The organism is Stenotrophomonas sp. SAU14A_NAIMI4_8, from assembly GCF_003086695.1.
GTDB lineage: Bacteria > Pseudomonadota > Gammaproteobacteria > Xanthomonadales > Xanthomonadaceae > Stenotrophomonas.
Genome location: NZ_CP025999.1, coordinates 180,320 through 200,690, shown reverse-complemented (window position 1 = coordinate 200,690; position 20,371 = coordinate 180,320). Strand labels below are relative to the sequence as shown.

At 68.1% G+C, this 20,371-nt stretch carries 19 protein-coding genes and 1 pseudogene; 3 read left to right on the top strand and 17 right to left on the bottom strand.

Going from position 1 to position 20,371, the window contains the following annotated elements; all coding sequences use genetic code 11:
* Positions 1-47 precede the first annotated feature (47 nt).
* The 3 genes from amt to glnA form a co-directional block, all read right to left on the bottom strand.
* Positions 48-1,475 (bottom strand): ammonium transporter, encoded by a 1,428-nt coding sequence (gene amt, locus C1930_RS00805; protein ID WP_108755051.1) that lies wholly within the window; start codon positions 1,473-1,475, stop codon positions 48-50.
* Positions 1,476-1,497: 22 nt separating this feature from the next.
* On the bottom strand, positions 1,498-1,836 hold the full coding sequence (locus C1930_RS00800) for a P-II family nitrogen regulator (protein WP_164275288.1): 339 nt from the start codon (positions 1,834-1,836) through the stop codon (positions 1,498-1,500).
* A 318-nt stretch (positions 1,837-2,154) separates the two neighbouring features.
* Complete coding sequence (glnA, locus tag C1930_RS00795; RefSeq protein WP_108751779.1) at positions 2,155-3,564, bottom strand: type I glutamate--ammonia ligase; 1,410 nt, start codon at positions 3,562-3,564, stop codon at positions 2,155-2,157.
* Between the two features lie 223 nt (positions 3,565-3,787).
* On the opposite strand from glnA, the gene C1930_RS00790 reads away from it, so the two are divergent.
* Together C1930_RS00790 and C1930_RS00785 are read left to right on the top strand one after the other, a co-directional pair.
* Complete coding sequence (locus C1930_RS00790; RefSeq protein ID WP_108770858.1) at positions 3,788-4,582, top strand: undecaprenyl-diphosphate phosphatase; 795 nt, start codon at positions 3,788-3,790, stop codon at positions 4,580-4,582.
* 72 nt (positions 4,583-4,654) lie between these two features.
* On the top strand, positions 4,655-5,488 hold the full coding sequence (locus C1930_RS00785; RefSeq protein ID WP_108770857.1) for an META and DUF4377 domain-containing protein: 834 nt from the start codon (positions 4,655-4,657) through the stop codon (positions 5,486-5,488).
* Between the two features lie 315 nt (positions 5,489-5,803).
* On the opposite strand, the gene C1930_RS00775 is transcribed toward C1930_RS00785, so the two are convergent.
* The 12 genes from C1930_RS00775 to C1930_RS00720 all read right to left on the bottom strand — a co-directional run bounded on the left by C1930_RS00775 (position 5,804) and on the right by C1930_RS00720 (position 17,737).
* Positions 5,804-6,412 (bottom strand): YbhB/YbcL family Raf kinase inhibitor-like protein, encoded by a 609-nt coding sequence (locus C1930_RS00775; protein WP_108770855.1) that lies wholly within the window; start codon positions 6,410-6,412, stop codon positions 5,804-5,806.
* A 10-nt stretch (positions 6,413-6,422) separates the two neighbouring features.
* Positions 6,423-8,501 carry a tetratricopeptide repeat protein gene (locus C1930_RS00770; RefSeq protein ID WP_108770854.1) on the bottom strand — a complete coding sequence of 693 codons (2,079 nt, stop codon included), beginning with the start codon at positions 8,499-8,501 and terminating at the stop codon, positions 6,423-6,425.
* Between the two features lie 56 nt (positions 8,502-8,557).
* Complete coding sequence (locus tag C1930_RS00765) at positions 8,558-9,592, bottom strand: alpha/beta fold hydrolase (RefSeq protein ID WP_108751775.1); 1,035 nt, start codon at positions 9,590-9,592, stop codon at positions 8,558-8,560.
* 7 nt (positions 9,593-9,599) lie between these two features.
* The gene (locus C1930_RS00760; protein ID WP_108748025.1) at positions 9,600-10,391 is read right to left on the bottom strand and encodes a lysophospholipid acyltransferase family protein; all 792 of its coding nucleotides are present in this window, start codon (positions 10,389-10,391) and stop codon (positions 9,600-9,602) included.
* Between the two features lie 212 nt (positions 10,392-10,603).
* Positions 10,604-11,437 carry an MBL fold metallo-hydrolase gene (locus C1930_RS00755; RefSeq protein WP_108770853.1) on the bottom strand — a complete coding sequence of 278 codons (834 nt, stop codon included), beginning with the start codon at positions 11,435-11,437 and terminating at the stop codon, positions 10,604-10,606.
* A complete protein-coding gene (locus C1930_RS00750) occupies positions 11,424-12,431 on the bottom strand; it encodes an NAD-dependent epimerase/dehydratase family protein (protein ID WP_108770852.1) in 1,008 nt (335 codons plus the stop codon). The genes C1930_RS00755 and C1930_RS00750 overlap by 14 nt, the downstream gene beginning before the upstream one ends.
* The gene (locus C1930_RS00745) at positions 12,431-13,450 is read right to left on the bottom strand and encodes a 3-oxoacyl-[acyl-carrier-protein] synthase III C-terminal domain-containing protein (RefSeq protein ID WP_108770851.1); all 1,020 of its coding nucleotides are present in this window, start codon (positions 13,448-13,450) and stop codon (positions 12,431-12,433) included. Before C1930_RS00745 ends, C1930_RS00750 begins: the two co-directional genes overlap by 1 nt.
* Positions 13,451-13,455: 5 nt before the next feature.
* Positions 13,456-13,890, bottom strand: coding sequence for a hotdog fold thioesterase (locus tag C1930_RS00740; protein WP_108748021.1), 435 nt, complete (start codon positions 13,888-13,890; stop codon positions 13,456-13,458).
* 9 nt (positions 13,891-13,899) lie between these two features.
* Positions 13,900-15,951: a phospholipase D family protein gene (locus C1930_RS00735; RefSeq protein WP_108770850.1), complete on the bottom strand. Its 2,052-nt coding sequence runs from the start codon at positions 15,949-15,951 to the stop codon at positions 13,900-13,902.
* Positions 15,948-16,574, bottom strand: a complete 627-nt coding sequence (locus C1930_RS00730; protein WP_108770849.1) for a YceI family protein — start codon at positions 16,572-16,574, stop codon at positions 15,948-15,950. Before C1930_RS00730 ends, C1930_RS00735 begins: the two co-directional genes overlap by 4 nt.
* Positions 16,575-16,578: 4 nt before the next feature.
* Positions 16,579-17,055: a histidine phosphatase family protein gene (locus tag C1930_RS00725; protein WP_108748018.1), complete on the bottom strand. Its 477-nt coding sequence runs from the start codon at positions 17,053-17,055 to the stop codon at positions 16,579-16,581.
* A gap of 52 nt (positions 17,056-17,107) precedes the next feature.
* Positions 17,108-17,737 (bottom strand): ParA family protein, encoded by a 630-nt coding sequence (locus C1930_RS00720; protein WP_108748017.1) that lies wholly within the window; start codon positions 17,735-17,737, stop codon positions 17,108-17,110.
* A gap of 122 nt (positions 17,738-17,859) precedes the next feature.
* On the opposite strand from C1930_RS00720, the gene C1930_RS00715 reads away from it, so the two are divergent.
* Positions 17,860-19,344 (top strand): AAA family ATPase, encoded by a 1,485-nt coding sequence (locus C1930_RS00715; protein ID WP_108755042.1) that lies wholly within the window; start codon positions 17,860-17,862, stop codon positions 19,342-19,344.
* Between the two features lie 56 nt (positions 19,345-19,400).
* Here the strand turns inward: C1930_RS00715 and C1930_RS00710 are convergent.
* Both C1930_RS00710 and C1930_RS00705 read right to left on the bottom strand, forming a co-directional pair.
* Positions 19,401-19,532: pseudogene (locus C1930_RS00710) on the bottom strand (integrase core domain-containing protein); the annotation flags it as partial.
* Between the two features lie 38 nt (positions 19,533-19,570).
* Positions 19,571-20,371 (bottom strand): IS3 family transposase (locus tag C1930_RS00705; protein ID WP_108770848.1); only part of this gene is annotated, 801 nt, incomplete at its 5' end.

Here is a 20,371-nt window from a genome sequence, read left to right as displayed (position 1 = left end):
GCGTGGATGCTGTGGCGGGCGACCTTCGCAGGCCGCCCGCCATTGCATCAGGCCTCGTAGGCCGATTCACCATGCGAGGTGACATCCAGGCCGGTACGCTCGGCCTCTTCGGTCACGCGCAGGCCCACGACCACCTTCACCAGCAGCAGGATGGCCGCGGTCACCACCGCCGACCAGACCACGGTGAGGCCAACGCTGACCACCTGCACCCACACCTGGTGGCCGATATCCAGATCGGCCTTGGTACCGCCCAGCGACTGCGCGCTGAACACACCGGTAAGGATGGCGCCGACGATGCCGCCCACGCCGTGCACACCGAACACATCGGCGGTGTCGTCCACCTTCAGCAGGCGCTTCAGGCCGGTAACGCCCCACACGCAGACCACGCCGGCCACGAAGCCGATCACGATCGCGCCGAGCGGGCCGACGGTGCCGCAGGCCGGGGTGATGCCGACCAGGCCGGCGACTGCACCCGACGCTGCGCCCAGTGCCGACGGCTTGCCCTTGGTGATGGCCTCCACCAGAGTCCAGCCCAGCACCGCCGCCGCAGTGGCCAGCACGGTGTTGAGGAAGGCCAGCGAGGCGACGGTGTCGGCGGCAGCGGCGGAACCGGCGTTGAAGCCGAACCAGCCCACCCACAGCAGCATCGCGCCGATATAGGTGAACGGCACGTTGTGCGGCTTCAGCGCGGTCTGCCCGTAGCCCAGGCGCTTGCCCAGGAACCACGCGCCCACCAGGCCGGCCACGCCGGCGTTGATGTGCACCACGGTGCCACCGGCGAAATCGATCGCGCCCATTTCACCCAGGTAGCCACCACCCCAGACGATGTGCGCCATCGGGATGTAGCTGAGGGTGAACCACAGTGCCGAGAACAGCAGCACCGCGCGGAACTTGATGCGTTCGGCGAAGGCGCCGACGATCAGGGCGGTGGTGATGCCGGCAAAGGTGGACTGGAAGGCAACGAACAGGTAATCGGGCAGGCCCTTGATGGGCGTGTTGCCGACCGAATCCGGGGTGAAGCCCTTCAGGAAGGCAAATTCGGTGAACGAACCGAAGAACGGGTTGCCTGCGCTGAACACCGCGCTGTAGCCGTAGGCCACCCACAGCAGCAGCACCAGCGAGAACACCACCAGGATCTGGCTGAGCACCGACAGCACGTTCTTCGAACGCACCAGGCCGCCGTAGAACAGGGCCAGGCCCGGCACCACCATCAGCAGCACCAGCAGGGTGGAAGTGAGCATCCAGGCCACGTCGCCGTGGTCGAACGCCGGCGCAGCCGCTTCAGCGGCCACCGGTGCGGCCGCAGCTGGGGCCTGCAGCGGTTCAACGGCCACGGTTTCATTGGCCAGCGGGGTGACCTGGGCTTGGGCATGGGCAGCGCCCGGCCAGACGCCAGCGGCCAGAGCGCTGAGCAGCATCAACAGGCACACCAGATGGAACCGGGCTTGCCACCCGGCGAGAAGGCGCATCTTCATGGGGGAATCTCCGGAAGGGGGCTTACAGCGCGTCGGCGCCGATTTCGCCGGTGCGGATACGGATGACCTGCTCGACGGCGGTGACGAAGATCTTGCCGTCGCCGATCTTGCCGGTGCCTGCCGAACTCTGGATCGCTTCGATCACCGCTTCGGCACGCTCGTCGGTGACCACGGTTTCGATCTTGATCTTGGGCAGGAAATCGACGACGTACTCGGCGCCGCGATACAGCTCGGTGTGGCCCTTCTGGCGGCCGAAGCCTTTCACTTCGGTCACGGTGATGCCAGACACGCCAGCGTCGGAAAGGGCCTCGCGGACCTCGTCGAGCTTGAACGGTCGGATGATGGCGGAGATCAGTTTCATGCGCATGTCCCGATGGTGGATGGGGCCACGGCGCGGTTGCGCGGTGGCATCAGGCAACCACGGGCCATCGATGCGATGGCCGTGGCTGTTGCACCGGACACGGACGGGGCCGGGACGGCCGTGCCTCTCTCCTTGCACGGCCGACGCGGGAGGGAGGGCGGCCCATGTCGCGTGTCCGGTCTCTCTTGCCCCTGGATCAGCGGACCAACGGTCCGCTCTACCAAGGCGGGCACGGGGCCCGCCACGCGGCTCCCCAGCCGCGAAGATCGGAGGCGATGGCGACGGGTGGGAGGGGTACCCGCCGCCATCGCCGCCCAATCAGTTGGCGTAGTACATCTGGTATTCCAGCGGGTGGGTGGCCGCGCGGAACTTGGTCACTTCCTGCATCTTCAGCGCGATGTAGCCGTCGATGAAGTCATCGCTCATCACGCCGCCGGCCTTCAGGAACTCGCGGTCCTTGTCCAGCGCTTCCAGCGCCTGGTCCAGCGAGGAGCAGACCTGCGGGATCAGCTTCTCTTCTTCCGGCGGCAGGTCGTACAGATCCTTGTCGCTCGGTGCGCCCGGGTCGATCTGGTTCTTGATGCCGTCCAGTCCGGCCATCATCAGCGCAGTGAAGGTCAGGTAGCCCGACTGGATCGGATCGGGGAAGCGCATTTCAATACGGCGCGCCTTCGGGTTGGACACCCACGGAATGCGGCACGAGGCCGAACGGTTGCGGGCCGAGTAGGCCAGCATGACCGGGGCTTCGAAGCCCGGCACCAGGCGCTTGTAGCTGTTGGTGCCCGAGTTGGCGAAGGCGTTGATGGCCTTGGCGTGCTTGAAGATGCCGCCGATGTACCACAGCGCCAGCTGGCTCAGGCCGCCGTAGCCGTCGCCGGAGAACAGGTTGGTGCCGCCCTTGGACAGCGACTGGTGCACATGCATGCCGCTGCCGTTGTCGCCGACGATCGGCTTGGGCATGAAGGTGACGGTCTTGCCATTGCGGTGCGCCACGTTCTTGATGACGTACTTCATGCGCAGCAGTTCGTCGGCCTTCTGCACCAGGGTGCTGAACTTGGTGCCGATTTCGCACTGGCCGGCGGTGGCCACTTCGTGGTGCTGCACTTCCACTTCAATGCCGACCTGTTCCAGCGTCTTGCACATTTCAGCGCGCAGGTCGTGCAGCGAGTCGGTCGGCGGCACGGGGAAGTAGCCACCCTTCACGCCGGGGCGGTAGCCGCTGTTGGTGCCGTCGTACTTGGCGCCGCTGTTCCAGGCCGCTTCTTCCGATTCCACCTTGAAGAAGGTGTTGCCCATTTCATTGGCAAAACGCACGGCGTCGAAGATGAAGAATTCCGGCTCCGGGCCGAAGAACGCCGATTCGGCGATGCCCGACGACTTCAGGTAGGCCTCGGCGCGCTTGGCGATGCCGCGCGGGCAGCGGCCGTACGGCTGCATGGTGGCCGGGTCGAGGATGTCGCAGCTGATCACGATGGTCGGATCGGCGTAGAACGGATCGACATAGGCGCTGGCCGGGTCCGGCAGCAGGACCATGTCCGATTCGTTGATGCCCTTCCAGCCAGCGATGGAGCTGCCGTCGAACATCTTGCCCTCTTCGAACAGCGACGGCTCGACGATGCTGACCGGGAAGGTGACGTGCTGTTCGACGCCACGCATATCCACGAAACGCAGATCGACGAATTCGATCTGGTTGTCCTTGATCAGCTTCTCAACGTTTTCCACGGACATCGGTACGACCTCGGGTGGGAATGAATGCCTGCTGAGGTAGAGCAATGACCGTGCCAACTTTTTCGTAGCCGCAACTGCTTGATTTGCAATGGCACGCCCCAGCGGGGTGCACGACCGGTCGCACCAAAGGGGTGCACGGCCGCCCGCGCGCACCCGTTTGGTGCGGCAGGGATGGTCTATTCTCTCGGGCTTGTTCCCGCCACCGAACGTGCCTGCCCTGCCCATGTACGACCTGCTCTCCGCCCTGCTGCTGGGCATCCTCGAAGGCCTGACCGAATTCCTGCCGATCTCCAGCACCGGCCACCTGCTGATCGCCCAGCACTGGCTGGGCCCGCGCTCGGATTTCTTCAACATCATCATCCAGGCCGGCGCGATCGTGGCGGTAGTGCTGGTGTTCCGCCAGCGCCTGTGGCAACTGGCCACCGGCCTGGGCCAGCGCGAGAACCGCGACTACGTGTTCAAGCTGGGCGCCGCGTTCCTGGTGACCGCGGTGGTAGGCCTGCCGGTGCGCATGCTGGGCTGGGAGCTGCCGGAAACGGTCAGCCCGGTGGCCTGGGCGCTGATCATCGGTGGCATCTGGATGCTGCTGGTGGAGGCCTACACCACGCGCCTGCCCGACCGCGACCAGGTGACCTGGACCGTGGCCATCGGCGTGGGCCTGGCGCAGGTGGTGGCCGGCGTGTTCCCCGGCACCTCGCGTTCGGCATCGGCCATCTTCCTGGCCATGCTGCTGGGCCTGAGCCGGCGCGCGGCCGCCGCTGAATTCGTCTTCCTGGTGGGCATTCCCACCATGTTCGCCGCCAGTGCCTACGCGTTCCTGGAACTGGCCAAGGAAGGCAAGCTGGCCAGCGAGAACTGGACCGACGTGGGCGTGGCCTTCGTTGCCGCGGTCATCACCGGCTTCGTCGTAGTGAAGTGGCTGCTGGGCTATATCAAGTCGCACCGCTTCACCGCGTTCGCGCTCTATCGCATTGCGCTGGGCGCGGCGCTGCTGCTGTGGTTGCCGTCCGGCAGCTGAACGGCGCCGGGGCAGGCCAACCCCCTGCCCGGCCGTGATCCGTTTGCATCCGGGTTCCCAAGGAGATCCACCATGAAGCGCACCGTTACCCTGCTCCTGCCGCTGGCCCTGCTGGCCGCCTGCAGCCAGACCCCGACCACCGCACCGGCCGGCACCGGCGGCGATGACCTGGCCCCGGCGGCCGCCAAGGCCGGCGACCAGAAGGCCGTGGCCCATCTGGATGCGCAGCGCCTGCAGAGCCAGCACTGGCGCCTGCAGCAGGCCACTGGCGCCGACGGCGCACGCATCGATGCACTGTTCGCACGCAGCGACGCGCCGGTCACCCTGGATTTCGCCGACGGCCGCGTGTCGATCAGCAACACCTGCAACCGCATGGGCGGCAGCTACACCCTGGCCGAGGGCACGCTGACGATCAGCCCGATGGCATCGACCCAGATGGCCTGCACCGACGCTGCGGTGATGGCGCTGGATGAAGCCGTGTCGAGCCGCCTGCAGGGTGAACTGAAGACCGCCCAGGGTGCCGACGGCAGCCTGACCCTGACCACCGCCAAGGGCGATGTGCTGGTGTTCGCGGCCGAACCCACCGCGGAAACGCGCTACGGCGGGCCGGGCGAAACGGTGTTCCTGGAAGTGGCAGCGAAGACCGCCAAGTGCTCGCACCCGCTGATTCCGGACTACCAGTGCCTGCAGGTGCGCGAAGTGAAGTTCGACGACAAGGGCCTGAAGCAGGGCACCCCGGGCGCGTTCGAGAACTTCTACGGCAACATCGAGGGCTACACCCATGAAGACGGCGTGCGCAACGTGGTGCGGGTGAAGCGCTACGCAGTGAAGAACCCGCCGGCCGATGCACCGTCGCAGGCGTATGTGCTGGACATGGTGGTCGAGTCGGCCATCGAGAAGAAGTAAGTAGCGTCGAGCTTGCTCGACTGCTGCTTGGTAGCGTCGAGCTTGCTCGACTGCTGCTTGGTAGAGTCGAGCTTGCTCGACTGCTGCTGGGTAGAGTCGAGCTTGCTCGACTGCTGCTGGGTAGAGTCGAGCTTGCTCGACTGCTGCTGGGTAGAGTCGAGCTTGCTCGACTGCTGCTGGGTAGAGTCGAGCTTGCTCGACTGCTTCTCATGCAGTCGAGCATGGCTCGACTCTACAAGGGGCCGAGTCGAGCATGGCTCGACTCTACAGAGGGCCAAGTCGAGCAAGCTCGACTCTACGACGGCGCGGTCGGGCTTACAGCGCGGGGTTCAGCGTGTAGGTGCCGTGCAGCGCGGCTTCGGCCAGCACGTGGCCGTGCATGGCGCGGTAGGCGTCGGCCGCGGTAAAGCGCTGCGGCAGGTCCAGGCTGGCCACGTCCAGGGCAAACACACGGAAGAAGTAGCGATGCACGCGCTCGTCGTTGAACGGCGGGTACGGGCCGTCGTAGCCCAGGTAATCGCCGGCCATGTCCGGATTGCCGGCAAACCAGCCGGTGAAATCGTTCACGCCCTGGCGGCTGCCGACCGGGCCGGTGGGCGCGGTCTTGCCCTTCACCACGAAGCCATCGCTGCAGCTGCCCGCGGCGATCTCGTGCACATCGGCCGGAATATCGGCCATCACCCAATGCACGAAATCGCAGCGCGGCTGGTCGCGCGGCACGGTCATGTCGCTGCGGCCGACGGTTTCCGGCACGGTGGGAACATCCGGATCCACGCACACCAGCAGGAACGAACGGGTGCCGGCGGGCACCTCGCTCCAGGCCAGGTGCGGGTTGCGGTCCGGCGCAAAACCGTTCGCATCGCCGGCGGCGAATTCGCTCGGCACCGGGGCGCCGTTGACCAGGCTGTGGCTGCTCAGTTGCATCAGGCTCTCCTTATTCTTCCGGGTAACCCAGGCGCACCGCGACCGGGGTGAGCTGGGCGAAGGCGGCACTCATCACGTCGCGGTAGGCGCGCCAGTGGCCCGGCGGGAGGCGCGGTGCACCCAGCTGCGGGGCCACCGGCATCGGCCGCTCGAACAACTGTTCCAGCATGGCCGCCATCGCGCGCGGGTCATTGCCGATGGCATCGATGCGCAGCAGCACGTGCGGATACAGATCGTCCTCATGCAGGCTGGCCACCTGGGCCAGCGCACGCGCCAGCCACTCGGCGGCCTCGGCCAGCGAGGTCATCGCCAGCGGCGCGGCCGAGCCGTAGGCCACCCAGTCCAGCAGCATGTCGCGCGGGTCGCGCAGCACCACCAGCAGGCGGCCCTGCGGCAACTGCGGGCGCAGCGACCACAGCAGCGCGTTGTCCCACCACAGCAACCAGTCGATGATGGTGTCATCTTCCACGCCACGCGCCGGCAACTGCTCGCGCCAGCGCTGCACCAAGCGTTCCGGGGTCAGCACGCCCGACGCCAGGTCCTGCAGGGTGTGGTAGTTCTGGAAGGCATCGTCGGGCGGGGTGTTGGTGTAGCGATCGCTGCGCAGCACCGGGCTGGCGGCCGCCAGACCCGTGGCAACCCGTTCCACGCCCGAACCCGGTGCGCCCCACAGGAAGATCGGCGCCGAACCGCTCTGGCGCGTTGCCTCGTCAATCTCGGCCAGCGCCGGCCAGCTGGGCGGCGCCTTGGCCTGCGGCGGCAGCGGCAGGCGCTGCGGGGCCTGCTCGGTCTGCAGGGCCAGCCAGGTGCGCAGGGCATCGGCCGGCTTGCCGGCGCGGTCCTGTACTTCGCCCAGCCAGGTACGCAGGTCGCTCTGCGCGCCCTCGCCTGCCTGGCCGATCAGCGCCTGCACACGGGCAATGGCGGCGTCGGGGTCGCGCTGCATCAGGCCATCGATCAGGCGGGTTTCCGCACTCACCCGGCCCGGTTCCAGCGCCACGATGCGTTCGGCCACGGCTTCGGCCTCGGCGTGCTGGCCGGCCATGTCGTGCAGGCGCATGCGCGCTTCCAGTGCCGGCAGGTGCGCAGGCATGGCGGCGATCCAGCGCTCGACCACGGCCACGGCGGCATCACTGCCCACTTCTTCCACGGCCAGGCGGGCCAGCCACGGGTCGTGCAGGGAAGCGTTCGCCTCCAGCACCGCATCCAGGCGTGCGCGCGCTTCTTCCTCGCGGCCCAGTCGCTGCCAGGCCATCAGCAGCAGCTGCAGCACCTGGCGGTCTTCGGGCTGGGAATCCAGCAGCGGCAGCAGGTGTTCCAGTGCCTGCAGCGGCTGGCCGCTGCGCAGCGACAGTTCACCGGCCAGCCGGCGCATCGGCGGCACGTCCAGCGACGGCTGCTGCAGGGCGACCTGTATGGCCTCGGCGGCGGCGTCCAGGTTGCCCTGGCGCAGCGCCAGCTGCACCACCAGGCCATGCAGCGAGGTGATGGCCGGGTTCAACACCAGCACGCGGCGGAAGGCCTGTTCGGCGAAGGCCAGCATGTCCTTGCCCAGGTAGGCAAAGCCGAGTGCGTACAGCACGCGCGGGTCATCCGGCAGGGCCTGGCCCGCGGCCGACAGCAGGGCCAGCGCGCGGTCGGCATCGCCGCGGCGCAGGGCCACCATGCCGTCGATGGTCAGCAGTTCCGGATGATCCGGCTCCAGCCGGCCGGCCAGGGTGGACAGGCGCTGCGCTTCATCGAAGTCGTTGCGGCTGATGGCCAGGTGGGCCTGCATCAGATAGGCCGGGAACGCGTTCGGGTTCAGGTCGGTGGTGCGCAGCAGCGCATCGTCAACACCGTCGAACTGGCGCAGGGCCAGCAGCAGCCCGGCCTGCTGCAGGTGCAACTGGGCGTCGTCGGGGGCCAGTTGCAGTGCCTGCTGCAGCGCGTCCAGCGCGGCCTGCGGCTGGCCCTGCTGCTGCAGCGCAAGCGCCAGCCAGCGGTGGGCCTGGGCCTGGCCCGGTTCGTCGTGGGTCCACGCCTGGGCCAGCTGCACGGCCTGGTCGGCCTGGTTCTGGCGCAGCGCCTGGATGATCTGGTCTTGCATGGCGGTCCGGTTCAAGTGCAAACCCGCATTGTAGCGGGCCGCGCGGTGCTGCCGGTTCAGCCGCCCAGTACCCGGCGCAGGCGCTGGGCCACCCAGCGTTCGGAGAAGCCATCGCCACGCCAGTTTTCCAGGAACCCGCAGTGGCCACCCCAGCACGCGGTTTCCAGCCGTGCCTGCTGCGGCAACTGCCAGTTGCCGAAGGTGGAGTACGGAATGACCGGATCGTCCTGGGCCATCAGGATATCGGCCGGCACCTGCAGTGTGGACAGGCGATCGCCGGCAATGGAATAGCCGTCGAAATAGGCCTGCAGCGAGCCGAAATCGGTATGCCGTTCCACCAGCCAGGCGGTGAGCGCGCGGATGTCCAGCTTCAGCACGCGGTCGTCGCAGTCGCTCAGTTCGGGGAACAGATCGCGCTTGCGGCGCAGCGAGCCGGCCCACTTGCGGCGGAAGTACCAGTCGTACATGGCCGGGCCGTTCTCGATGCTTTCCATGGTCAAGGCCGGGTCCAGCACCGGGCAGACCGAGGCCACCTGCAGCAGCGGCACGCCGGCGGCGGGCGCGCGCAGGGCCAGCCGCAGCACGAAGTTGCCGCCCAGCGAATAGCCGGCCGCCACCAGCGGCAGCCCCGGCCAGCGCCGCGCGATATCGCCGGTGGCCTGCACCACTTCGTCGATGCGGTTGGAATGGAAAATGCCGGGATTGAGGTGGTGGGTGTTGCCGTGGTCGCGGAAGTTCAGCCGCACCACGTCGAACCCTTCTTCGATCATGCGCGCGGCCGCCATGCGCATGTAGCTGGATTCGGCGCTGCCTTCCCAGCCGTGCAGCAGCAGGGCCATGCCCTTGGGCTCGCGCCCTTCGATGTAGTTGTGCCAGCCCTGCAGCCGCACGCCATCGCCGCCGTCCAGGATCAGTTCTTCACTGACCGCACCGGTGGCGGCCAGCAGCAGCAGGCCGCGCTGCAGGCGCATGCGGCTGGAACTGAGCATGGACTGCAGGTGCGGGTTGCGCAGCCAGCGCGGCGGCTGGTAATCGGCCGCAGTGAGCATCGGCGGTACAGCCGACAGGGACGGTGGCGGGTCTATGGCCACCGCCGCCTTACGCCGTTTCCATGGCCGCGACGATGCGCGCGCGCGAGGTTTCGGCGATGCGCCGGCGGCCTTCCAGGTCCTGCGCCCCGATCGGGGCCAGGAAGTGAACTTCCGCGCGCCGCGCCGGTTCACCCAGCAGGCGCAGGAAGTTGGCGAAGAAACTTTCGCCGGGGCCGAATGCCACGATGGTCTGCGCGTTGCCGTGCGCGCCGTAGATCAGCGCCACCGGCTGCACCGGCACGCCGGTTTCGACCGCGGCCTGGAAGATGCGCGCATGGAACGGGCCCACTTCGTGGCCGCCACGGGTACGCCCTTCCGGGAACACACCCACGCCCTTGCCTTCGCGCAGGCGCTCGGCCATCACCTGCATCACGCCACCGAGCGATTCGGTGTTGCCGCGCTGGTGGAAGATGGTCTGGCCACGCGCGGCCAGCCAACCCACCACCGGCCAACTGGCGATTTCGCGCTTGGCCACGAAGCCCATCATGCGCTGGCTGTGCAGGATGCTGATATCGACCCAGCTGACGTGGTTGGCGACGAACAGCACGGCGCCGGGCAACGGCTCGCCCACCCGTGACAGGCGGAAGCCGAAGATCCACATCAGCCCGCCCTGCCACAGGTTCACCACCTTGGCGCCCAGCCGGACCTGGCCGACACGGATATCGGCCCACGGCGGAAGCATGCCGATCAGGGTCAGCGGCAGGAACACGAAGATATGGACCAACAGCAGCGGTACGCGGTACAGGTAACGGCACACACGCGCCACGCCGCCGCGGGGGGCCGGAGTGGGGGAAGTCATCCGCGAACGATACCGGAGGGCTGCCATCGCTGCCAGCCGATTTCGGCCATAAGTCCTATTGACGGGGGCCATGGGCAGGAACACGGTGTCCTGTTGACGGCGCCGTATGGCGGTGGGGTGGAGCTTGATCGACCGTTCCTCGGGGCCCCGTAGCGTCGAGCTTGCTCGACGGCGGTTGATTTCGCGCCAGGAGCAGTCGAGCAAGCTCGACTCTACCGGGGGGTGCGTGGGCGCCACTGCCCGCAATGCGCGGGCACCAGCTGCAGCTCATCCACCTGCCGGCCGACGTGCTGCAGGCGCTGCAGGGTCTGCCGGTAGGCGCCGGTGTGGCCCAGCAGCGCCGTGACCAGGCGTGGCGGCGGCACGCCATCGGCGATGGCGCCACTGGACCACGCCGCGTCGGCCACCAGGAACACCGGGCGGCCATCGGCCCCTTCGAACAGCAGCCCGTGCTGGCCCACCGCGTGGCCGGGCAGCGGTACTGCCAGCAGGCTGCCATCGCCCAGCACGTCGCGCCCCTGGCCGAAGGCGGCGAACGCAGCCGGCAGGTCCACTTCCGGCAGTTCTTCCAGCCAGCGCATGCGCGGGGCGGCATCGCGGGTCAGTGCGGGCAGCAGGCCCACGCTGAGCGCGCGCAGGCGGCCGCGTGCGGCCTGGTCCTGCCAGGCGGCGCGCGAACACAGCAGCGGCACGCCGGGAAAATCGAGTACGCCACCAACGTGGTCGCCATGCAGGTGCGACAGCACCACCTGGTGGATCTGATCGGTGCCGATGCCACGCTGCTGCAGTTGTGCGCGCACGCTCTGGCCGGGGGCCAGGTGCACCGGCGTAACCCACCGGTACAGGCGCTCGGGAAAGCGCGCAGTGGCCTGCAGGAAGGCGTCGGAATAGCCGGTGTCGAACAACAGGTAGCCGCGCTGCGGGTGGCGCAGCAGTGCCACCAGCGCGGGGAATTCGCAGCGATGCCAGCTGGCCCCCTGGCGCACCGCCCGCTGCCGGTGCACGCAGTGGCCCGCTTCCAGCAGTTCCCACTCAAAGCGCAGCATCGCGCCCTCCGCTGCGGTGCCAGTGGTTGGCGAACTGCTGCAATGCGGCCTGCACGCCCACCTGCGGCTGGTAGCCCAGATCACGCCGTGCGGCGCTGATATCCAGGGTCTGCGAATAGCCCAGCACGCCCACGCCGTAGCGGGTCAGGCGTGGTTCGGGACAGCCCGGGCGCAGCCGGGCCAGTGTCTCGGCGACGCCGGCGGCAGCCAGCGCCACGCAGCGCGGCACATTGCGCAACTGCACCTGCAGGCCCATGGCCTGGAACAGCCCCTGCACCAGCGCGCGTACGGCCACCGGTTCGCCGGCGCTGATGTTGTAGGCGCGGCCGGCGCATGCGTGGCCGGCGCGCAGGGCGCAGCGCACGGCCTGCACGGCATCGTCGACCGGGGTCACGTCGATCATCGCGCGCCCCGCATGGATCAACGGGAAGCGGCCAGCGGCGGCCACGGCCAGCAGGCGCGGCAGGATGGCGCGGTCGCCTGGCCCGAACACCGCGCGCGGGCGCAGCACCACCGTGTGCAGGCCCTGCCCTGCGGCGCTGGCCACGGCCAGTTCCGATTCCCACTTGCTGCGTGCGTAGTCGGTGATCCAGCGCGCCGGCGGCTGGAACGCTTCGCCCACGTTGTACTGGTCGGCGAAGCGGAAATAGATGCTGGGCGAGCCCAGGTGGACGAAGCGGTCCACGCCGGCGGCCTGTGCGGCCTGCAGCAGGCGCTGGGTGGCCAGCACATTGGCACGCTGGAAGTCTGCCGCCGGGCCCCACGGCTGGGACAACGCCGCGCAGTGCACCACGGCCTGGCAGCCCTGCAGCAGGGGCTGCAACGGCGCCTGCGCCAGATCGCCGGGCCAGGCTTCGATGCCCTCCAGTGCAAGCGGCTGCAGGCGGGCCAGATCGCGGCCGCTGGCGCGTACCTGCCAGCCGTCGCGGGCCAACGCGCGTGCCACGTGCTGGCCGATGAAACCGCTGGCGCCGGTGACCAGGACGCGCGCCATCAGTAGCGCAGCACCGCGCCGCCCAGGGCCAGGCCGGCTCCGGTACCAATCAGCAGGGCGTGCCCGCCGCGCACCAGGCGGCCATCGAGCAGGGCCTGGTGCAGGGCCATCGGCAGCGATGCCGCCAACTGGTTGCCGTGCTCGGCCAGGATGCGCACCAGCCGCTGCGGCGGCAGGCCCAGCACGCGCTGCAGGTGGTCCAGGGCCTGGCCGCTGGCCTGGTGCGGCACGATCACATCGCAGCCCTGCAGGTTGATGCCGGCGCTGGCCAGCAGGTCCTGCAGGAAACCAGGAAGGCGCCGCGCCGCCTCGCGGTACAGCGCGCGGCCCTGCATCTGGAAGTAGTGCGCAGCGCGGTAGGCCTCGGGCGCATCGTGCAGGCGCATGCCGGTGCCGCAGGTCGGCACCTGGCACAACGCGGCGCCATCGCCGTAACTGCGCAGGCGCGTGGCCAGCAGGGCCGATGCCTGGTCGTCGCTGGCACGTTCGACCAGCACCGCCACGGCGCCATCGCCGAACAACGGCGCGGTCAACGGGTCATCGGGGTCGAGCCCGGCACTGGGAATATCACTGCACACGATCAGCACGCGCCGGTAGCGCTGCAGCGCCAGCAGGCTGCCGGCCAGTTCCAGCGCCACCACGAAGCCCAGGCAGGTGGCATTCACATCGAAAGAAGGCACACCGCTGTCGCCCAGCCCCAGCGCCCGCTGGATCAGCACGGCCTGACAGGGAATGGCCTGTTCCATCACCCCGCACGCGGAAATGATGCAGTCGATGTCGCCCAACCCCAGCCCGGCCCGCTGCAGCGCATCGCGCGCGGCCTGCGCGCCCATCCACGAGGCACGCTCGTCGACCTCGGCATGGGCGCGGCTGGCCACGCCACTGTGGCGTTCGACCCAGCCCGCCGGTTTGTTCCAGCGCTGGTCGAACACGGTCGAGGCGATGCGCCGGCGCGGCAGCCAGGCGCCGCTGGACACGATGCGCAGCGGCAAGGCTGCACTGGAAGGCACCGCGGCCACCGGGCTCAGCCGTGGCCTGCTGCAACCACCGCCAGGGTCAGGCGGGACACACACACCAGCTTGCCCTGCTCGTCTTCAATGCGGATTTCCCACAGCTGGGTGCTGCGGCCCACGTGCAGCGCACGCGCCGTGCCAGTGACCGTGCCCGAGCGCACCGCGCGCACGTGGTTGGCGTTGATTTCCAGGCCCACGCAGATCTGCTTGGCGGTATCCACGCACAGGTTGCCGGCGCTGCTGCCCAGGGTTTCGGCCAGCACTACCGAGGCGCCACCGTGCAGGATGCCGTATGGCTGGCGGGTGCGTTCGTCCACCGGCATGGTGGCCTGCAGCCAGTCCTCACCCGCGGCGCTGAAGACGATGCCCAGTGACTGGATGGCGGTGTTGCGGCTGAGCGCATTGAGCTGGTCGATCGAGACGGCTTCGCGGAACACCTGCGGCATGGGGCACCTTCAGAGAATGGGAACGAGACCGGCGCCGAATGCGGTCAGCATGCGCACCAGCAACCACTTCGGGCCGACGTTGACTTCCGGGAAGTCGCCCACGGCCACATAACACGTATGGAAATCCGGGCTCTGCCGCGGCAACGGCTGCGGGCAGTCGGGGCCGGGCTGGAACTCGTAGTCGGTGGCATAGCGCCACGGCCAGAAATCGAGGATCGGCAAGGCTTCGGAGGCCTTGCCCACGCTGTAGTTCAGCCCGGACAACACCGGCGGCTTGGTGCGCGGCGCCACCGTCCACGCGTTCTGCGGGTGGGTGTCGCGCAGGATGCTCTGCGCCAGCTGTTCGGCGAACACCGGATCGTCGATGATCACCGCGCCTTCGGTGTTGTAGTTCTCGCTGCGCGGGTCGAAGTTGTGGGTACCGACCACGCCGATGCGGCGGTCGACCACCAGCGACTTGGCGTGCAGGCCCATGCGCGCGCCCTTGCGGGTCACGGGCAGGGGTTTGTTCACGGCCTTGCTGCCCAGGAACGAGGGGCGTGTTTCGGTACGCAGCAGGCGGGTTTCCACCTCGCTGCCGGCGGCGCGACGGCGCGCACGGCCGTTTTCGTAGGCACTGCCCAGCCGCGGGTTGACCCGGCGCACTGGCTCGCTGTCCACCTGCGGCGCAGGCGGCGCATCGTTGCCGCCGGCATTGCTGCCAGCCGCGCTGCCACCGATCAGGCTGCTGCGCCCACCCGCCTCGCTGCCCGTGCCGGCAATCGGGTCAGGCAGCAGGTTGCGGTAGTCCACCGGCGCATCCAGCGGGAACGGCTTGTATTCGAAGATGTTGAAGCCCAGTTCGCGCATGTTGCGCCGCTTGTACTTGTACGACAGCGCATAGACGATGGGGTTGTCGGTGGCCGCCAGGCTGTTGCTGGACACCACGATGCGCGGCGGTTCGGGCCGCTTGCGCAGGTCGCGGAACAGCGCCTGCGCCGGCTTGGACAGCACCAGGTATGGGGTCTGCAGGATCACTTCCTTCTGCGCACCGGCAATCAGGCTGTCCAGCTGCGGTTCGGTCACGTGCTGGCCGGCCAGGGGCGCGTCGGCACGCTCGCGGCGGTGCTTGCGCGGCAGGTCGGCCACGTAGCGCACCGAGGCCACCGGTAGTGCGGTGTCCACGAAGCTGCGGGTGATGAAGCCCTGGTCGTTGGCCTCCTCGCTGACCCGCTCCACCCGTTCGGGGCGGCGGAACTGCGCGGGCGGCAGCGCCGGCACGCCCTCGTTGAGCAGGGTGCGGCCGACATCGTTCAGGCGCTCGGCCGGCACGCTGCGCGGGGCACGCCAGAACGCATCGAAGTTGGCGGCCATGGCGCGCGCTTCGGGGCCGGCAATCAGCACATCGCGGTCGCGGAAGTTGTATTCGCGGTCCCAGTCGTAATAGTCGTCCTGGTAGTTGCGCCCGCCCACCACACCGATGGCATCGTCGATCACCAGCAGCTTGTTGTGCATGCGCTGGTTGAAGCGGCGGAAGCAGCACAGCACGCTGCCGGCGTAATCGAAGTAATTCAGCCGCGCCTTGCCGAAGGTCGGGTTGTACACCCGCAGCTGGAAGTTCTGGTGGGCGCCGGACAGCGCGCCCAGGATCTGCAGGTCGGAGATGGCCGACAGCTGGTCGATCAGCACCCGCACCTTCACCCCGCGCCGGGCAGCGGCCAGCAGTTCGTCGATGACCAGGCGCGCACTGTCGTCCTTGTCGAAGATGTAGGTCTGCAGGTCGATGCTGCGGGTGGCGCTGCGCATCAGGTTCAGGCGCGCCACCAGCGCACCTTCGCCCTCATCCAGCAAGGTGGCGTAGTGCCGCGGCTGGGTATCGGTGGATTCGCTGAAGGCACGGCCGGCCAGGGCGCGCAGCGGTGAATCCTGCGCGCAGCGGTCGGCGCGCTGGCAATCGACCTGGGCCGAGCGCGCCTGCACGGCGATGGCTTCGGCACGGTCACGCTGGGCGTGCGACAACGACGCACACCCGCTGCCCAGCAACACCGTTGCCAGCGCTACCACGCGCAACAGGAAATTCACGGTTTGGACGCCTCGCTCAGGCGCGCGCGCAATACGAAAGTCACTCGGTCACTCAAGGCAAGCTGCCAGCTGTCCATACCGTACCGGCCTCGTTGCACGGTACCGCGGCTGACGACATCGCAATCATAGCCGGGTCGGCCACATTCCGCCTTCTCGACCTGCAGCGATTCAGGATGGCTGACGCCGCGCAGGGTCAGCCGGCCCTGGATCTCACCGCCACGCTCCACCGTTTCCGGCCAGTACGGCAGCGAGTCGAATTCGACGAAGGGATAGCGCCCGGCATCGAAGAATTCCGGCCCGCGCATCCAGCCGGTGTAGCGTTCCTTGCCGGGAATTTCCACGGTGCGGGTGAACATCTTCAGGTGCACCTGGTGGCGACCGTCGGACAGCACGTCCACCCGCCCTTCGAAGTGCGGAAACACCCCTTCGATGCGCTGGCCCAGCCGCGATCGCACTTCGAAGCCGATCTGCGAGCGTTCCAGGTCCAGCTGCATCGTGCGCCGGGCTTCGCTCACCACCGGCGGCAGGGAGGTGGGGGTGGAGGGCGCCGGCACTCCGGCCCAGGCTACGCCGGGGAGCAGCAGCCAGGCCAGCAGGCAGCGGCCCGGCAACGCCAGGCTCATGGCTTCACGGCCACCAGAACGCGTTCAGGCTGGCCACACCGGGCTCGATGCTGGCCTCGCGGGGGAAGCCCAGCACCGCCACGCCCGCCGGCGGCATGCCCCGGTAGTCGCTGCTGGTGCCCTCGGTCATCAGCGCCACCAGCCGTTCCAGGCCCGGGTTGTGGCCGACGATCAGCAGCCGGTCCAGGTCGCGGCGGTCATCCACCAGCGCCGCCAGGGTGCCGGGGGTGGCCTCGTAGACACTGTCTTCCAGGCGCTTTTCGACATAGCCGATGGCCGCCATCACCGCCTCCAGCGTTTCGCGGGTGCGCCGCGCCGGCGAGCACAGCACACAGTCGGGCAGCAGGTTGTTGTCCTTCAGCCACTTGCCGGCGGCTTCGGCCTCGGCCAGCCCCACCGGCGACAACGGCCGGTCAAGGTCAGCCTGGCCAGGGGTGGCCGGTTCGGCATGGGCATGGCGCAGCAGGATCAGTTCACGCATTGCAGTTTTCCATTGGCCTACGGGAGTGACACAGGAAGGAAGAACACCAGCCTTACAGCTTCAGCCAGGCCAGCAGCGGCTCCCAGTCGGCCTGGTGCTCGCGCACCTGCGCCGAACGGTAGTCGAACAGACTGCGGCCCAGGCCGGTCATGACCACATAACTCTGGCTGTCGCGCAGCTGCGTGACTACCGGGTAGGGCCATTCGGCCAACATCTGCAAGGCCTGCTGCGAGGTCTGGGTCCACGGCTTGGTACGGTTCAGCACCAGCCCCACCGGCAGCTTGCGGCTGTGTACGCGCGGGTTGCCGGCCAGGCTGTTGAGGAAGCCGACGATGGCTTCGATGTCCAGCGCCGAGGGCAGCACCGGCACCACCACGGCATCGGCGGCGTCCAGGAAATGGGGGATATCGTCGGCCAGCGCGCCGGCCGGGGCGTCGATGATGACGGTATCGGTGCCGTCGGGCAGCTTCTGCGCCCACTGCTTCTTGCGATACACGTCGATCGGCAGCACCGCGCTTTCCAGCCCGGCCCGGCGCTGGGCCCAGCGCGTGCTGGAGCCCTGCGGGTCGGCATCGGCGATCACCGTGGCCCTGCCCTGCAATGCCGCGTATGCGGCCAGGTGGGTGGCGACGGTGGTCTTGCCCACCCCGCCCTTGGAACCGGCCACCAGGATCGTCTTCATGCCAGCCTCGCTTCCGGGTAAGTGCCCCGAGCGTACACCGGCGCCCGTGACGGAAGGTAGCGCTGTGCTGAACCCCGGCCCCGGCCTTTGCTATCGTGGCGCCCCCGAAGGATCGAACCCGCATGAGCGAACTGCAGGACCTGAGCGCGCTGATCCGCGCCAACACGCCCCTGATCGTGATCGAGACCCAGGATGAGGGTCGCATCGTGGAACTGTTCCGGCAGACGCTGATGCACGTCTGGCGCGCCCTGCACCGCTGGTCCATCACCGAGGGCCTGCGCCGCATCGACCTGGAACGCGAGGACGAGGCCGTGGGGCCGCCGGATGCCAGTGCGGCGCTGCAGATGATCCGCCAGGCCGAACAGCGCGGCATCTACCTGCTGCTCGATTTCCACCCCTACCTGGGCTATGCCAGCCACCAGCGCGCGTTGCGCGACCTGATCCAGCGCCGCCACAGCCAGCCGCACGTGCTGGTGCTGATCGGTGCGAAGGTGGAACTACCGGCCGAGCTGGAAGCGCTGGCGGTGCGCTTCAACCCGCGCCTGCCCGACGCCAACGCACTGCTGAAGATGCTGCGCGAAGAGGCCGATGCCTACGCCCGCGAACACGGCGGCCGCCGCGTGGAAGTAGACAGCGAGGCGGTGAAGAAGATCCTGAAGAACCTGCAGGGGCTGAGCCTGGTCGATGCGCGGCGCATTGCCCGGCAGCTGATCTACGCCGACGGCGCGCTGCGCGACGACGACCTGCCGCAGCTGGCGCGGCTGAAGTTCGAGCTGCTGAACCGCAGCGGCCATCTGTTCTTCGAACACGACAGCGCGCGCTTCGGCGACGTGGCCGGTGCCAACCGGCTCAAGCGCTGGATCAACCAGCGCCGGGTGGCCTTCATTGCCGGGTCTGCCCCGGCCGGGCTGGACCCGCCGCGCGGCATGCTGCTGCTGGGCGTGCAGGGCTGCGGCAAGTCGATGCTGGCCAAGGCCACCGCCGCCGGCTTCGGCGTGCCGCTGCTGCGCCTGGACGTGGGCGCGCTGTACAACAAGTACCACGGCGAAACCGAGGCCAACCTGCGCCAGGCGCTGGCCTCGGCCGAGCAGCTGGCGCCGTGCGTGCTGTGGATGGATGAAATCGAGAAGGGCCTGGCCAGTGGCGGCGAAGATGGCGGCGTGTCGCGCCGCGTGCTGGGCTACCTGCTGACCTGGATGGCCGAGCGCAAGGCCCCGGTGTTCATCGTGGCCACCGCCAACCAGGTGCACGAACTGCCGGCCGAGCTGCTGCGCAAGGGCCGTTTCGACGAGATCTTCTTCGTCGACCTGCCCGCGCCGGATGTGCGCGTGGAACTGCTGCGCCTGCACCTGGGCCGGCGCCAGTTGAATCCCGATGATTTCGCATTGCCGGCGCTGGCCGCGGCCGCGAACGGGTTCTCCGGTGCCGAAATCGAGCAGGCGATCGTGGCCGGCCTGTATTCGGCACATGCCGAGGGCCGTCCGCTGGATACCGAGTTGCTGATGACCGAGCTGCGGGCCACGCGCCCGTTGTCGGTGCTGATGGCCGAACAGGTGGCGGCATTGCGCGAATGGGCGTCGGGGCGGACGGTGTCTGCGGACGACTGAAGGGTTATCGGCCAACGGCGCAGCCCCTCGTGGCTGGGGGTGGGTAAAGTCGACTGTTAGTTGTGTAAACCCACTACGTTATTCAGCGGCACTCTGGAGATAGGTGGCTGGCCGCCGATCCCCATATGGGGACGGTGCCAGTTGTAGTGGTGCAGCCATTGGGTCAGCACGGAATTGCGTTGGTCCGATCCATGAAGTGACCCCCTGAAGTTGGACAGGTGGGGGATCAGGCGGCCAGCGCGGCCTGCTCCCGGTACTGTACGGGGCTCAAGCCCTTTAGTTTCAAGCGGATACGATTCTCGTTGTAGTACCGGATGTACTCCACCAGCCCAGCTTCCAGGCTATCGATGCTGTCAAAGGTGTTCAGGTAGAAAAATTCCGACTTCAGGGTCCCGAAGAAGCTTTCCATGGCCGCGTTGTCCAGGCAGTTGCCACGCCGGGACATGCTCTGTTTCAGCGAGTGCTTTTCGAGCTTGTGGCGGTAGTTTTCGTGCTGGTAGTGCCAGCCTTGGTCGGAGTGGATCATCGGACGATCTTCCGGTGAAAGCCTCCTGATCGCTTGGTCCAGCATTTCACCCACCAGGTCAAACACGGGCCGGCGCTTCATCTGGTATGCCACGATTTCGCCGTTGTAGAGGTCCATGATCGGCGAAAGATAGAGCTTCATGCCCTGCACCTTGAACTCGGTTACATCGGTCACCCACTTGCGATTGGGCATCTCAGCCTCAAACTGGCGGCCCAGGTCGTTGGGAACCACGACATTGGCCGCTCCCTTGAACGCGCGATAGCGCTTGATGCGTACCCGCGAGCGCAGGCCCAGTTCGGTCATCAGCCGCTGCACCCGCTTGTGGTTGATGGCTTCGCCCTGATTGGCCAGCTCCAGCGTTATGCGGCGGTAGCCGTAGCGCCCTTGGTGCTTGTCGTAGATCGAGCGGATGCGCTCACGCAGTTCCTCCTCGCCCCCGTCGGGATGGGCCAAGGCATTGATCTGGTAATAGAACGTGCTGCGAGAGAGCTCAGCCGCCTC

What these genes read in the sequence shown, in the direction of transcription:
- amt (WP_108755051.1), bottom strand. Translation starts at nt 1,475, where the DNA reads ATGAAGATGCGCCTTCTCGCCGGGTGGCAAGCCCGGTTCCATCTGGTG.
- C1930_RS00800 (WP_164275288.1), bottom strand. Translation starts at nt 1,836, where the DNA reads ATGAAACTGATCTCCGCCATCATCCGACCGTTCAAGCTCGACGAGGTC.
- glnA (WP_108751779.1), bottom strand. Translation starts at nt 3,564, where the DNA reads ATGTCCGTGGAAAACGTTGAGAAGCTGATCAAGGACAACCAGATCGAA.
- C1930_RS00790 (WP_108770858.1), top strand. Translation starts at nt 3,788, where the DNA reads ATGTACGACCTGCTCTCCGCCCTGCTGCTGGGCATCCTCGAAGGCCTG.
- C1930_RS00785 (WP_108770857.1), top strand. Translation starts at nt 4,655, where the DNA reads ATGAAGCGCACCGTTACCCTGCTCCTGCCGCTGGCCCTGCTGGCCGCC.
- C1930_RS00775 (WP_108770855.1), bottom strand. Translation starts at nt 6,412, where the DNA reads ATGCAACTGAGCAGCCACAGCCTGGTCAACGGCGCCCCGGTGCCGAGC.
- C1930_RS00770 (WP_108770854.1), bottom strand. Translation starts at nt 8,501, where the DNA reads ATGCAAGACCAGATCATCCAGGCGCTGCGCCAGAACCAGGCCGACCAG.
- C1930_RS00760 (WP_108748025.1), bottom strand. Translation starts at nt 10,391, where the DNA reads ATGACTTCCCCCACTCCGGCCCCCCGCGGCGGCGTGGCGCGTGTGTGC.
- C1930_RS00755 (WP_108770853.1), bottom strand. Translation starts at nt 11,437, where the DNA reads ATGCTGCGCTTTGAGTGGGAACTGCTGGAAGCGGGCCACTGCGTGCAC.
- C1930_RS00750 (WP_108770852.1), bottom strand. Translation starts at nt 12,431, where the DNA reads ATGGCGCGCGTCCTGGTCACCGGCGCCAGCGGTTTCATCGGCCAGCAC.
- C1930_RS00740 (WP_108748021.1), bottom strand. Translation starts at nt 13,890, where the DNA reads ATGCCGCAGGTGTTCCGCGAAGCCGTCTCGATCGACCAGCTCAATGCG.
- C1930_RS00730 (WP_108770849.1), bottom strand. Translation starts at nt 16,574, where the DNA reads ATGAGCCTGGCGTTGCCGGGCCGCTGCCTGCTGGCCTGGCTGCTGCTC.
- C1930_RS00725 (WP_108748018.1), bottom strand. Translation starts at nt 17,055, where the DNA reads ATGCGTGAACTGATCCTGCTGCGCCATGCCCATGCCGAACCGGCCACC.
- C1930_RS00720 (WP_108748017.1), bottom strand. Translation starts at nt 17,737, where the DNA reads ATGAAGACGATCCTGGTGGCCGGTTCCAAGGGCGGGGTGGGCAAGACC.
- C1930_RS00715 (WP_108755042.1), top strand. Translation starts at nt 17,860, where the DNA reads ATGAGCGAACTGCAGGACCTGAGCGCGCTGATCCGCGCCAACACGCCC.